Source organism: Bordetella tumulicola, from assembly GCF_054779135.1.
Genome location: NZ_BAAGYU010000010.1, coordinates 727,213 through 740,092 on the forward strand (window position 1 = coordinate 727,213; position 12,880 = coordinate 740,092).

The window sequence follows — 12,880 nt, forward strand, 5'->3', positions numbered from 1 at the left end:
GCGGCTGGTGAGATCGCCCGAAAACCAATCCATCCAATAGGAGCGCACCCATGCAATTCCTGGATTCTGTTGTGAACAGCGTCAACGGCCTGGTATGGGGGCCGCCGATGCTGGTGCTTATCCTGGGCACAGGGCTATACCTGATGCTGCGCCTGGGCTTCATGCCTCTGACCAAGATCGCGGCCGGCTTCCGGCTGGCCTGGCGCAGCCGTACCAAGCGGGGCGACGATACCGGCGAAATCAGTCCCTTTCAGGCGCTGATGACCAGCCTGGCCGCCACGGTGGGCACCGGCAACATTGCGGGTGTGGCTACCGCTATCTTCCTGGGTGGCCCCGGCGCGCTATTCTGGATGTGGGTGACCGCGCTAGTGGGCATGGCCACCAAATACAGCGAAGTCCTGCTGGCCGTGCATTACCGGGAAAAAGATCCGCGCGGCGAATTCACCGGTGGACCCATGTACGCTATTCGCAATGGCCTGGGCCCCAAGTGGGCGTGGCTGGGTATGCTGTTCGCCTTGTTCGGCGGCCTGGCGGGCTTTGGCATTGGCAACATGGTGCAGGTCAACAGTATGTCCGACGCCCTGCACGCATCTTTCGGCGTACCCGATTGGGTCACTGGTGTGGTCACGATGGTATTGATCGGCATGGTGGTGCTGGGCGGTATCCGGCGCATCGGTGCGGTGGCCGAGGCATTGGTGCCGTTCATGTGCGTTGCCTATATCGTCGCCTCGGTGGCTGCGCTGGTAGTGATGGCCGATGCCATTCCGGCAGCGTTTCAGTTGGTCTTTACGCATGCTTTCTCGCCGGTGGCGGCCACGGGCGGGTTTGCCGGCGCGGCTGTCATGGCCGCCATGCGCTATGGCGTGGCGCGCGGCATTTTCTCGAACGAAGCAGGGCTGGGCACGGCCGGTATCGTGCAGGCCGCGGGCGCCAGCAGCAGCCCGGTGCGTTCCGGCATGATCGGCATGATTGGCACCTTCATCGACACCATTGTCATCTGCACCATGACCGGCATGGTCATTGTGTGCTCGGGCTTGTGGACCAGCGGCGACAGCGGCGCGGTGCTGTCGTCGGCGGCATTCGAGGCCGCCCTGCCTGGTGTCGGTCAATACATCATCGCGGTGGCGCTGGCGATTTTTGCCTTTACCACCATCCTGGGCTGGAGCTACCTGAGCGAGCGGTGCTGGGAATTCCTGGTGGGGGTGCGCGTTATTTTCCCGTTCCGCATTATCTGGGTGCTGGCCGTGCCGTTCGGCGCCATAGCGCAACTAGATTTCGCCTGGCTGTTGGCCGACACCTTGAACGGCCTGATGGCCATTCCCAACCTGATTGCCCTGGTGATGCTGTCGCCGGTGGTTGTCAAGCTGACGCGCGAGCATTTCGCCCAACGCGAATCCGAGCAATAGCCAGGTAAAACTAGGGCGCGTTGGTCGTTCGTACGCGCCGCGCGTAGCGGTACACCAGGTAGAGGGCGACGGCAGCGCCGATTACGATCAGCGTCTGCTCGCCCATGGCGGACAGTACCGCCAGCAGGTCTTGGATCTGGGCCGCGAACGCGATGCCCAGGATTAGCCCTGTCGCAGCCCATAGGGCTAGTCCGGCGCAGTCGTGCCAGATAAAGGAACGCAAGCGAACCCCCATCGCGCCGCACAGCGGCACGGCGACGAGCGACAGGCCGGGAACGAACCGCGCCACGATCAGCAGGCGCACCCCCCATTGCCCGAAGACTCTCTCGGTCTTGCTAACGCACGCATCGCGCGAGAGCGTTAGGCTGCACACCGTGTTCAGTGTGCGAGTGCCGTAGCGCATGCCGCCGCGATACCAAATCAGATCTGCCAGTACACCTGCCAGGACGGCCAAGCCGAGCATGAGAACAAGCGGCAAGGCAATCGTCCATGAACCTGTCGCGCCTGGAACATAACTGGCCCCGACCGCGATCAGCGTCGGCATGACGGGCAGAGGCAGGCCCAGGGACGCGCCCAGGACATTAAGGAACACCAGCAGCGCACCGTACTGCGCGATCCATTCATGCGGCGGCATGGCGAGCTCCTGTCGATGTGCTGAAAATTTCTTTTTTCACAATGCTTCGCCTATCAGGTGAGGAGTAAATCGACACACGCCGCGACGCAGTGTGTGTCGCGATCTCGGTTTGATGCAACGAGACTGAGACCACTGGTCTTGGTCGGCGCGTCCTGTCTTGCACCATCGGCATTGATGCTAGAGGCCCAGCTTGAACGAGGGTAGGACTCGGAAAGGACGCATGGTGTTGCACGAATGACAACAATCAAAGAATGAGCCTGTGCGAGGGGACGGGCGTTTGTTTGGTGTCGCCGTAGCAAGGGCTGGATCAATCGCTGTCTTCTCTCAACGTACGTTAACGAACACCTCGTGTATCGACGGTATTGGTGCGCGCAATGCAACAGCGTGCTTCCTGCGGTATGCCTACCGCGTCTCGGAGCTGCGACCTACGATGCCCTCACCCTTTCCCCCCTGACACGAGAACTTTATGGACAACTCGCACAACCCAGTTCGTCGCAGTCTTATCGCCAGTAGTGCAGTACTCGCGGCCGGTGTCTTCGCCGGCCGCGTCGAAGCAGCCTCGCAACGCCAACCTGAACCTAACGGGAGTTCGACCATGACCAGCAATACGATCACCATGCAGGACGGTACGCAGATCTACTACAAGGACTGGGGCAAGGGCCCTGTCGTCACCTTTTCGCACGGCTGGCCGCTGAACGCCGATGCCTGGGACGGACAAATGCACTTCCTCGCGCAGAACGGCTTTCGCGTTATTGCGCATGACCGACGCGGACATGGCCGCTCGAGTCAGCCCTCGTCTGGCAATGACATGAACGGCTACGCCGACGACTTGGCGCAGTTGATCGAGTCGCTCGACTTGAAGGACATCACGATGGTTGGACACTCGACCGGTGGCGGCGAAGTCGCGCGCTACATTGGCCGCCACGGTACCAAGCGCGTGGCTAAAGCGGTGCTGATCGGCGCAGTGCCGCCGGTGATGCTCAAGTCGGCTAGCAATCCCGAAGGCCTGCCGATAGAGGTTTTCGACGGCATCCGCAAGGGCGTGGCCGGCGATCGCTCGCAGTTCTACAAAGAGCTGGCCATTCCGTTCTATGGCGCCAATCGCGATGGCGCCAAGGTCTCGCAAGGACTGTTGGATCAGTTCTGGCTGTGGAGTATGCAAAGCGGCCAGAAGAACGCCTATGAATGCGTCAAGGCTTTTTCCGAGACCGATTTCACCGAAGACCTGAAGAGGATCGACGTGCCGACACTGTTCATGCACGGCGAGGACGATCAGATCGTGCCTATTCACGATTCAGCGAAAAAGGCCGTGCGACTGGTGAAGAACGCCCAGGCGATCTATTACCCCGGCGCACCGCATGGTCTCACCTCGACCCTGCAGGACCGCATTAACGCCGATTTGTTGGCTTTCCTGCGCAACTGATAACGCCAGGTCCAGCGCTCGAACGAACGTTTGCCGTCACCGCCGGCACATCGTGGCCGGCGGTCCAGTGTCCTTTAGGAGATTTCATCATGCTTTCCGTAGACAACACCTTGCAATCCACTAGCGTCACACCCGTCGATCTGGTTCCCTCCCGTTATGCATTGAGGATTGGTGACATTGACGCGATGGTCGTCAGCGATGGCGTCTTGCCGCTGCCAACGGCGACGATGGCCACCAATGTGGATCCGGTCGACCTGGCGAATTGGCTAGATCACATGTTCATGCCGCCAGACGCGTTCGACTGGCCGTTGAATGTGATGGTGGCCCGTAGCGCAGACCAGACCATTCTCATCGATGCCGGACTGGGCGGGCAATTTCCGGGTTTCCCGCGTGCTGGACAATTTCCTCAGCGATTGGAATCCGCGGGCATCGCTCTGGAATCCGTGACCGATGTGATCATCACCCATATGCACATGGACCACGTGGGCGGGCTACTCGTTGACGACGTCAAGAAGCGCTTGCGCCCAGATGTGCGCATCCATGTGTCGGCGGCCGAAGTCGAGTTCTGGACGTCGCCCGATTTCTCTCACACCGTCATGCCCAAGCCCGTGCCGGCCGTGCTCAGGACAACTGCCACGAGTTTCTACAACGAATACCGCGACCGGCTGCACATTTTTCAAGACAAGCATGAAGTCGCGCCGGGCGTGTTCGTCCGTGTCACCGGCGGCCATACACCAGGGCACAGCATTGTCGACTTGGTGTCTGGCGGCGAACGGTTGACCTTTGCGGGCGACGCGATGTTTCCGGTCGGGTTCGATCACCCGGATTGGCACAACGGCTTCGAGCATGATCCCGAAGAGTCGGCACGCGTTCGTATCGGCCTTTTCCAAGAATTGGCTCAGAACGGTGGGCTGTTGGTGGCCGCGCATTTGCCGTTTCCGTCTCTTGGTCGGGTAGCGGTCGATGGAAAAGCCTTTCGTTGGGTTCCCATCATCTGGGATTACTGATTCCGCCGCCTTCCATACGACTTCATTGTGATGGCCACGCGGCATCCTGGGACGCACATTCGCAGGGTGCCGTGTCCATCGTCCATGTCAATCAAGGAATAACCATGAAAAAACTCTCGGGAAAAACCGCAGTGATCACCGGCGGTAATAGTGGCATTGGCCTGGCCTCTGCCCAGGCCTTTGTTGCCGAAGGCGCGCGTGTCGCGATCCTTGGACGGCGACAACAGGCCGTCGACGATGCGGTGGCACAACTGGGACCCACCGCGTTCGGTGTGGTCGGCGACGTCGCCGACCTGTCGACGCACGATCGCATGATGGCCGAGGTCGGCGAACGGTTTGGCGCCATCGATATCTACATGGCCAATGCTGGCATGAACAACATCGAGCCTTCGTCGGCGGTGACCGTCGACAGCTACGACAGCCAGTTTGACATCAACACGCGCGCGGTGTTCTTCGGCGTCACCAAGGCGTTGCCGTTGATGCGCGCAGGTGGCTCGATTATCCTGACGAGTTCCATTGCGAGTGCGAAAGTGCTGGAAAATCATGCGGTCTATGCCGGCTCTAAAGCCGCCATCGAGGCCTTTGCACGCGCCTGGGCGTTGGAGTTCAAAGCCAGCAAGATCCGCGTCAATGTACTGAGCCCCGGACCCACCGACACGCCCATTCTCGAAAAATTGGGCGTCGCTAAATCAGACCGAGCGGCGTTCGAGCAGGGCATGGCGTCGGCAATTCCGCTTGGTCGGCTGGCGAAATCGGACGAGCTGGCCAGTGCTGCGCTGTTCCTGGCGTCAGATGAAAGTCAGTTCATTACAGGTGTCGTCCTGCGTGTCGACGGAGGCATCGCGCTGACTTGACGGGGTGAAGAAACTTAGTCATCGTCACGCGCAGGCGTGCGCCTGCGCTTGTTCGGGAACACCGATCGCCATGCCAGCACACAAGCGGTGACGCACATGACGAGCCCGAGTAGGGATAAGCCGATGACGAGTGCATCCCGTAATCGCGGCCGCTGCATCAGTATGGAGAAATCCAGACTATGTAATCCATGGTAGAGGATGCGCTGCCATCGACCGGAGTCGTCTACCCGCAACAGAAGCCGGCCGCTGCCAGGATCCGCATAGATCGTTGTTCCGTCCTCCCACGCCGCGCGCCATACCGGCAACGGCCGCTGCCAGCGGTTATCTGGGGAAAGCGGGTAGCGGGAGTAATACTGCGAATCATAGGCCTGCAGATAGTCCAATTGCGTAGGCTCTGAATCTCGCAATCGGACCAGAGCACCGATTATCAACTCGTCGGGCAGGCGTTCGAATGAGACCGGTAATAACCTTCGATCGGCGTGCACCAGTCGCTGATGATTAGCACTGCGCATCAAGTACCAGGACTCGCCATCGACGCTGATCAGGCGTACTTCACGGACGTTGTCGCCGTCCCGTTTGGTCAACTGTAGTGCATCACGCACCGGTAGCGTCGGCCCCTTGATGGTTCCATGCCAGTTCTGCAGCTCGGCATTATTGGGCCTGCCTGGACTGAATACGCCGAACGGGTTCATGGACAGCAAGCCGGAAAAAATCCACGTCAATGTGAAAACGGCCGCTGCCAGTCCCAGGATATGATGCCAACGCATCCAGAACTTTCGGTAGGGAATCCAGCGCGACCGATTCAGAAATAACTGCCACGCGCCAAGTGCCAGGCCGCTGACCGCGAGCACTACGCCGGGAACGGAAAGCCATACCACCACATGGTGCCAGGCACGCGGAAATTGCCGCAGTACCGTGGGATAGATCCAATGCGGGACGGCGCCGAGCCAGTTCCAGAAGCGTTCGGCGCGCCGGGTGTCGCGCACGACTTCTGCAGCCTGGGCTGAAACGTAAAGTTCCAAGCCATCATCACCTTGCGCGCCGGCGCCCATGCTCACTTTGTATAGCGGCCGATATGGGTCGAGACCCTGCGGGACCGTCCATTGATCGCGCTCCACGGGTTCAACAGCATATGCGTGTCGTTCGCTGAACGCTTCTGCAACTGCCGCAGCTTGGGCAGCATCCATGGCGGGTAGCAATGCACCCGTGCGGGCATCCAGCATTTGCCAATGATCTGATTGCCTGGAGGATGTGTCACGTGATGTGGTGAGCACCCGCCAGACGGGACTGTCGGCATGCATGCCCAGCCTGGCTGCGCCTATCTGCAGACCCGCTAGGCGCGCCGCCTCCTCCGCGTTCAGGCAGCAATCGCTGCCGGCTTCGATCACGGGGAGTTCGGCGAGCCGCTCTGTCTCGGTCAGTGCGGGAAAGGGCACGAAATAGAGCACGATGCCGCTGGCAAACCACATCGTAAAGAACAGGACCAGAACGACCCCTATCCATTTGTGCAGCCAAATGAGCGTAGCCTTGAACCTGGATTGAGCCATGACTGCCTAGAATGTAGCGCGTGTAGTCAGCAAGACAGTCCGTGGCGCGCCGAGCAGCCAGGTGGAGTCGGAGCCCGACACGGCGTAGTCGCGATCGGTCAGGTTTTTGATCGCCAGCATGAAGCTCAGCTTGGGCGAGTGTTCGTAGGTCAGCGCCGCATCCACGACGGTATAGCTCGGCAGCCATCGCGAATTGGCCGCATTGGTCGGCCGCTCGCCGACGTAGCGCACGCCCGTGCCGATCTTCCACTGTGGCGCAAATCTCCATGTCGTCCAAAGATTGGCCATGCGTTCGGGTACGCCCGTGGGCACGTTGCCGCTGCGCGATATCGATGCTCCCGAATCCACTTCGCTGAAGTCGTCGTAGCGGGCGCGCAGCAGCGCGATGTTGGCGTCGATGGTCCAACCTGAGATTGGTTCTGCCGCGAACGCCAGTTCGATACCCGTGGAGGACTGGCGGCCCACCTGTTGCGTGATCGTGGGATCATCCGGATCGCGAGAGAGCAGGTTGCGCTTTTCGATGCGGTAGACCGACGCGGTCCATTCGCCGCGAATCGACGGCACGAGGCCTTTGACACCCGCTTCGACCTGATGGCCGCGGGTAAGATCGAGATCTGTTCCGCCACCAGGCAAGGAGAGCGCGCCGCTCAACGGATCAGTGCCCGTGGAATACTGTCCGTAGAAGGACAGTGTCTCTTTTGGCGCCCACACTACGCCGATCCGGCCCGTAGTGGGATCATAGGATTTGCTTTGCCGCACACCCGTACGCAGATTGTTGTCGTCGAGCCGCATGTGCTCGTGGCGCAGGCCGCCGACCAGCTTCCATTCTGGCGTTACATCGAGCGCGTTTTCGATGAAAAGCGCAGTCGTCTGCAGTTTGGCGCGGCGCCCGCGTGTGGTCGGATCTGGGCTGTCGAACTCTCCGCGGTCGAAGTCATAGGGGTCGACGGTGCTGCTGCCTCCATACGGAGAATTGTTCGAATGCAGCAAGGTGGTGCGATACCAGTCGACGCCGGCGACCAGCCGATTGCGCATCCCGCCGATCTGGCCATCGAGCGTCATATCGAACCGATTACCCGTCTGTTCCTGGTCGTGACGGATCTCCAGATAGTCCTCGCGAATGATCGAATTGCCAGTGGTATCGAAGCCATAGGACTCTGCATTGCGCCAGTGGCGTTTGGACGTCAGATAGTAGGTCTCATTGCGCAACTGCACATCGGGGCTGATCTCATACTCCACCTTGGCACGCCAAAGGCGGTCGTCGTAACGCACCGCGGCATCGGAGACGTTGTAATTGATGCGTTTGAGGCTGTCATCGAGCTTGCCATCGCGCAGGGGTGTGCCGAAGTAGCGCGCATCGTCGTTGACGCCGCCATCCAACGAGAAGGTCGCTGTCAATCGTGACGTCGGCTTGACTGAAAGCGCCAATGCATAGTTGCGTCGCTGGACGTCCTCTAGCGCGCGGTAGCCGTCGCTGCGCTCCCCATCGACATAAATGGAATACGCGACGACATCATTGACAGGCCCGCGCAGACCGACGCCACCTTGCACCACGCCATACGAGCCCACGCCCAAGAATGCCTCGCGTTGCGTTTCATCCCAGATCGGCTTTTTGGTGACGTAGTTCACGGCCGCGCCGATCGCCCCGTCTCCGTACAGTACCGACGCCGGGCCCCGCAGGACTTCCACGGATTCAAGGGGCCAAGTGGAAAAGGGGTAGGTGACCGTTCCAGCGGCGACTACCTGGCGCGTCCCGTCAACGAGCTGTGCGACCGAGCTATGCCCAACAAAGCCTCGGGCCACCAAAGATGTTCCCCCATTGCCTGGGGAGGGGGCTTCCGTGATGCCTGGCATGCGGATTGCGGCATCCTGTGCGCGGGTGAGGCCGCGATCGGCCATTTCTTCGCTGTTCATGACACTGATGCTGGCGGGTGTTTCCATCGGCGATAGGCCCAACCTGGATCCTACCTGCTGCGGGATATCCAATCCTAGTGAACTGCCCGGCGTGGTGTAGACGCCGTGGACTTCGACCGGTGCCAGCGTTGCTGCCGGCGCTGTGACTTCCTGAGCCAGAGCTGCACTGCCGCCGAGCAACGCAGCGATACCGATAATTCGCATAACGATGTCTTGTTGTTTGTCACGGCTATGGAAGGGGCCGTGTCCGACTTTAGTGAGAGGACGCCAGGGCCTGCGTCAGGCCATGTTCGAATACGTCACGGGGTAGTCGGCGGCCGATGAAAACGATTCGGCTTTCGCGCGGCTCGTCCGCCTTCCACGGGGTCCCGGGCTCCGAGCCCACCATCATGTGCACGCCCTGCAGCACCATGCGCCGGTTCGCGCCCTTTACCGATAGCACGCCCTTGTAGCGCAGCAGATCATTTCCGTAGACCTGAACGAGGCCACCGAAGAAATCTTCCAGCAATACCGGATCGAAGGGCGTCTTGGAATGGAAGACGAAGCTGCCGACATCGTCATCGTGTTCATGGTCTGTATCGGTCAGAAAGGTCGGCTCGATTTCCAGGATGGCATTCAGATTGAAGCCCCGGATGTCCAGGATTTCGGCAATCGCGGTCTCGCCGAAGTTGACACGCGAGATCGGTGCCCGTGGGTTCATGCGCCGCAGCCGCTGCTCTAGCTCTTGCGCTTCGTTGGGTTGAACGAGGTCAGTCTTGGACAACAGGATTCGGTCAGCAAAGCCGACCTGTTCCTGCGCTTCGTGGTGCTCGTCAAGTTGCTGGGGAGCGTGCTTGGCGTCGACGACCGTAACAATAGCGTCGAGCAAATACGCATCGGCGATCTCATCGTCCACGAAGAATGTCTGCGCGACCGGCGCGGGGTCGGCCAAACCCGTCGTTTCGATGATGACGCGTTCGAACCTTGCCTCGCCCGCCGCCTGGCGTCTAGCCAAGTCCCCCAGGATACGAATCAGGTCGCCGCGCACAGTGCAACAAATGCAGCCATTATTCATCTCGATGATCTGCTCGTCCGCTTCCTGGACGAGCAGATCATTGTCGATTCCTGTCTCGCCAAATTCATTCTCGATGACGGCGATTCGGTGGCCGTGGTTCTCCTGCAGAATACGGTTGAGCAAGGTGGTTTTGCCGCTGCCGAGAAAGCCGGTAAGGATGGTGACTGGAATTTTCGCCATGGTCGGGCCTCAATAGGTTAAGAGATACGGGATGTGCGCAATAGACCGCAGCGCGCACATGATCGCGGTAGTCGGAGCTCTGAGCGCAGCCGCTATCGCCATGGTATGGTACGTTATGTTATAACATAACGTACTGGATTTGATCATTTGGCTGCGCTAGAGTGCGTCTATGACATCGCCACCTCAGCTGACCAATCATCAAACGCTCGTACTAAAAACGCTATTGCGCGTCAAAGTGCCAACGAGCGCCTATGGCCTATTGGACCAATTGCGCGAGCAAGGTCTGCGGGCCCCCCAACAGGTGTATCGGGCACTCGACAAATTGATGGAATTGGGTCTCGTCCATAAGCTGGATAGCCTGAATGCTTTCGTCGCCTGCTCGCATCCTCATCCCCACGCTCATGGTTTGGCGGCCTTTGCCATCTGTACCCATTGCGGACAAGCAGAAGAGATGACCGATCTAGCGATAGAGAAGCGGCTGCAATCTTGGTCAAAAGACCACGCATTCAAGTTGAGGTCTGCAACGATTGAAATGCGTGGCACTTGCGCGCAGTGTTCGCCGGATTGAATCTCGGATCACTGTCGCAGAGTAGGACAGCCCCCCGTCTGGCATGTCCACACAGTCAAGGGTGCTCTATAACATTCGATTATTTAAATAATATCGCCGTAAGGTTAGTGATGCTTTTCGCTCTACGAGGTCTTGCGGCGGCCGGTTTGATCTTGATCGGCCAAGAGTTCTTTCTACATTTCATCGACCCACAATACCCGGTGCTTCCTTCAGTTCTTCGGTCAAATGGTGGCGCAGCACGCTTGTCAGAAAGCTTCGGCTTTCGTTTTCAAATAGACCGATATTGCGGCAAGCGAGTTCATCGTCAAAAGGAATGATCCGCAGCCCTTTGTCTTTTTCCCAGTCCGAGCCTGGAAATAAGGGAAGTATCGTTACGCCTAAGTCGTCGCGCACGAGATCGACGATGGTTCGCATTGCGTTCATTTCCAGGAAATTGTTCATCTTCAGGTGTTGTCGCCTCATGAATCGATCGATGAGTACTCCCGTGGTGGACGCCAGCGACACGCGCAAGAATAATTTTTCGGCCAGGAGTGCACGGACATCCAGCGCCTTGTCCGCACGCGCGCTGACAATAAAGACCAGGGGTTCACGGTATAAGTGAGTCCAGAGCACTCCGGCCGGTGTTTTATGGGCACTCTTGACTGACAGGGCGGCGTCCAATTCGCCCTCTTTCACGCGCGTGGGCAAGTCACCTGAATAGCTCACGCCGGGTTGCACGAGCACGTTTGGATGGCGCGCGCGCATCTTAAGCACTGATCGCACTACCAATCCCATGGACGTGGCGATCGAGGCAACTTTGAGTGACCCGGATAAATTGCTTTGATCCGGATCCGCAAGCTGCATTTGATCGCACAGTTTCAGCATCTGAACAGCCAAGGGCAGCAAACGGTGCCCACGTTGGTTCAAGGAAATGCCTTTTCCTATCCTATCCACCACGGAGTATCCGAGATAAGCCTCCAGTGCCTGGATTTGCAGGCCAACGGCGGTGGGCGTCAGGGAAACCTGCTCGGAGGCGGCGACGAAAGAGCCGTGCCGGGCCACTTCAACGAATGTACGGAAAAAGCGAATATTGCTCAACACATGCCTCCATGCCGACTTATCAATAAAGTTTTTCTTGATTGTATTGAAATTTATTCTAGGTTTACTGTTTTATTAAGTTGTCACAGAATGGTCAACAACACGAGACATCCCAGTTTGGGTGCGTAACGAGGGGAGAGCGATTTGAAAAAGCCTACTGATACTTCTTCAAGCAAGACTCGGTTGGTTCACCGAGACGAAACAGGCGAGCCTATTTTGCGTCGGCGGCGAATGATTCTGACCGGCTTAGGTGCTACCGCGTTGGGTAGTCTTGGCGTCATGAGCCCGCTGAGGGCGCAGAGTCAGCCCTTTTATCGTGATAACACGCCCATCGAATTAATCGTGCCCGGTGGCCCCGGGGCAGGCACCGATGTCGTCGCGCGACTCGCTGCAACCGGCATCGCGCAGCAACTGAAGAACCGAGTGGTAGTCAAGAATTTGCCCGGCGCCGCAGGGATCATTGCCGCCCAGGCGGCCGCCCGTGCCAAGCCTAATGGCTACAACCTATTCTTTGGGATCACCGGCACCCATACTGTGAATCAATTCCTGTATGACGATTTGCCCTACGACCCGCAGAAAGATTTTGAGCCGATATCGCTGGTCTGTAAGTACAACAATGTCCTGGTTGTGCGCCCCGATTTCGAGGCTCAAAATTTCAAGGACTTTATCGCCCTTGTTCGTGCCAATCCGGGTAAGTATTTTTATGGCATCACGCTGACGGGCAGCTCCAGTAACTTGGCCATGGAGTTTCTCAAGAGCGAGGCGGATCTGGACTTGCCAGGCGTTCCCTACGGCAGCGGCGCTGCCGCAGTCACCGACTTTCTGGGTGGGCAATATCCTATCCTGATGGATACGGTCATTAACCAATTGCCTCACATCAAGGCGGGGCGAGTGATTCCGCTGGCGACCACTGGTAGCGTGCGCTCACATGTATTACCCGACACGCCCACCATTTCAGAAAGTGGCTATCCGCAGGTGGTATCCATCGGCTGGGGCGGGATCATGGCACCGGCGGGTACGCCACCAATGGCCATTGACGAGATAAGCCAAGCACTCAAGTCCGTCTTGGCCTCGCCGATATTCGACAATCTGAAGGCGGCGGGGTTGGAAACGGAATACACAACGCCGGCGCAGATGGCCAAGTTCATCGCAGACACAGCGGCCCAGTCCGCTCGCATTGTAAAAGCCGGCAATATCAAGCCGGCAAGCTGAGGAT

At 58.8% G+C, this 12,880-nt stretch carries 11 protein-coding genes; 6 read left to right on the forward strand and 5 right to left on the reverse strand.

The features are described 5' to 3' along the window. Positions 1-50: 50 nt before the first annotated feature. Positions 51-1,406, forward strand: coding sequence for an alanine/glycine:cation symporter family protein (locus tag ACYVDM_RS20700; RefSeq protein WP_415788373.1), 1,356 nt, complete (start codon positions 51-53; stop codon positions 1,404-1,406). A 10-nt stretch (positions 1,407-1,416) separates the two neighbouring features. Here the strand turns inward: ACYVDM_RS20700 and ACYVDM_RS20705 are convergent, their stop codons facing one another. Next, the gene (locus ACYVDM_RS20705) at positions 1,417-2,040 is read right to left on the reverse strand and encodes a DedA family protein (RefSeq protein ID WP_415788375.1); all 624 of its coding nucleotides are present in this window, start codon (positions 2,038-2,040) and stop codon (positions 1,417-1,419) included. A 595-nt stretch (positions 2,041-2,635) separates the two neighbouring features. On the opposite strand from ACYVDM_RS20705, the gene ACYVDM_RS20710 reads away from it, so the two are divergent. The 3 genes from ACYVDM_RS20710 to ACYVDM_RS20720 all read left to right on the forward strand — a co-directional run bounded on the left by ACYVDM_RS20710 (position 2,636) and on the right by ACYVDM_RS20720 (position 5,324). After that, on the forward strand, positions 2,636-3,463 hold the full coding sequence (locus ACYVDM_RS20710; RefSeq protein WP_415788886.1) for an alpha/beta fold hydrolase: 828 nt from the start codon (positions 2,636-2,638) through the stop codon (positions 3,461-3,463). 89 nt (positions 3,464-3,552) lie between these two features. Next, entirely contained in the window at positions 3,553-4,470 is a 918-nt protein-coding gene (locus ACYVDM_RS20715) for an MBL fold metallo-hydrolase (protein WP_415788376.1), read from the forward strand. A gap of 104 nt (positions 4,471-4,574) precedes the next feature. Next, positions 4,575-5,324 carry an SDR family NAD(P)-dependent oxidoreductase gene (locus ACYVDM_RS20720; RefSeq protein WP_415788378.1) on the forward strand — a complete coding sequence of 250 codons (750 nt, stop codon included), beginning with the start codon at positions 4,575-4,577 and terminating at the stop codon, positions 5,322-5,324. A 14-nt stretch (positions 5,325-5,338) separates the two neighbouring features. Here the strand turns inward: ACYVDM_RS20720 and ACYVDM_RS20725 are convergent, their stop codons facing one another. The 3 genes from ACYVDM_RS20725 to ACYVDM_RS20735 are packed head-to-tail and all read right to left on the reverse strand — an operon-like array spanning position 5,339 to position 10,019. Next, positions 5,339-6,871 (reverse strand): PepSY domain-containing protein, encoded by a 1,533-nt coding sequence (locus tag ACYVDM_RS20725; RefSeq protein WP_415788380.1) that lies wholly within the window; start codon positions 6,869-6,871, stop codon positions 5,339-5,341. Positions 6,872-6,877: 6 nt separating this feature from the next. After that, entirely contained in the window at positions 6,878-8,989 is a 2,112-nt protein-coding gene (locus ACYVDM_RS20730) for a TonB-dependent receptor (RefSeq protein WP_415788381.1), read from the reverse strand. Positions 8,990-9,038: 49 nt separating this feature from the next. Beyond that, a complete protein-coding gene (locus ACYVDM_RS20735) occupies positions 9,039-10,019 on the reverse strand; it encodes a CobW family GTP-binding protein (protein ID WP_415788383.1) in 981 nt (326 codons plus the stop codon). Positions 10,020-10,188: 169 nt separating this feature from the next. On the opposite strand from ACYVDM_RS20735, the gene ACYVDM_RS20740 reads away from it, so the two are divergent. After that, entirely contained in the window at positions 10,189-10,587 is a 399-nt protein-coding gene (locus ACYVDM_RS20740; protein ID WP_415788385.1) for a Fur family transcriptional regulator, read from the forward strand. 180 nt (positions 10,588-10,767) lie between these two features. Here the strand turns inward: ACYVDM_RS20740 and ACYVDM_RS20745 are convergent, their stop codons facing one another. After that, positions 10,768-11,664 (reverse strand): LysR family transcriptional regulator, encoded by an 897-nt coding sequence (locus tag ACYVDM_RS20745; RefSeq protein WP_415788386.1) that lies wholly within the window; start codon positions 11,662-11,664, stop codon positions 10,768-10,770. Between the two features lie 144 nt (positions 11,665-11,808). Here ACYVDM_RS20745 and ACYVDM_RS20750 point away from each other — a divergent pair, with 144 nt between their 5' ends. Beyond that, a complete protein-coding gene (locus ACYVDM_RS20750) occupies positions 11,809-12,876 on the forward strand; it encodes a Bug family tripartite tricarboxylate transporter substrate binding protein (RefSeq protein ID WP_415788388.1) in 1,068 nt (355 codons plus the stop codon). Positions 12,877-12,880 lie beyond the last annotated feature (4 nt).

What these genes read in the sequence shown, in the direction of transcription:
- ACYVDM_RS20710 (WP_415788886.1), top strand. Translation starts at nt 2,636, where the DNA reads ATGACCAGCAATACGATCACCATGCAGGACGGTACGCAGATCTACTAC.
- ACYVDM_RS20700 (WP_415788373.1), top strand. Translation starts at nt 51, where the DNA reads ATGCAATTCCTGGATTCTGTTGTGAACAGCGTCAACGGCCTGGTATGG.
- ACYVDM_RS20715 (WP_415788376.1), top strand. Translation starts at nt 3,553, where the DNA reads ATGCTTTCCGTAGACAACACCTTGCAATCCACTAGCGTCACACCCGTC.
- ACYVDM_RS20730 (WP_415788381.1), bottom strand. Translation starts at nt 8,989, where the DNA reads ATGCGAATTATCGGTATCGCTGCGTTGCTCGGCGGCAGTGCAGCTCTG.
- ACYVDM_RS20705 (WP_415788375.1), bottom strand. Translation starts at nt 2,040, where the DNA reads ATGCCGCCGCATGAATGGATCGCGCAGTACGGTGCGCTGCTGGTGTTC.
- ACYVDM_RS20740 (WP_415788385.1), top strand. Translation starts at nt 10,189, where the DNA reads ATGACATCGCCACCTCAGCTGACCAATCATCAAACGCTCGTACTAAAA.
- ACYVDM_RS20735 (WP_415788383.1), bottom strand. Translation starts at nt 10,019, where the DNA reads ATGGCGAAAATTCCAGTCACCATCCTTACCGGCTTTCTCGGCAGCGGC.
- ACYVDM_RS20725 (WP_415788380.1), bottom strand. Translation starts at nt 6,871, where the DNA reads ATGGCTCAATCCAGGTTCAAGGCTACGCTCATTTGGCTGCACAAATGG.
- ACYVDM_RS20720 (WP_415788378.1), top strand. Translation starts at nt 4,575, where the DNA reads ATGAAAAAACTCTCGGGAAAAACCGCAGTGATCACCGGCGGTAATAGT.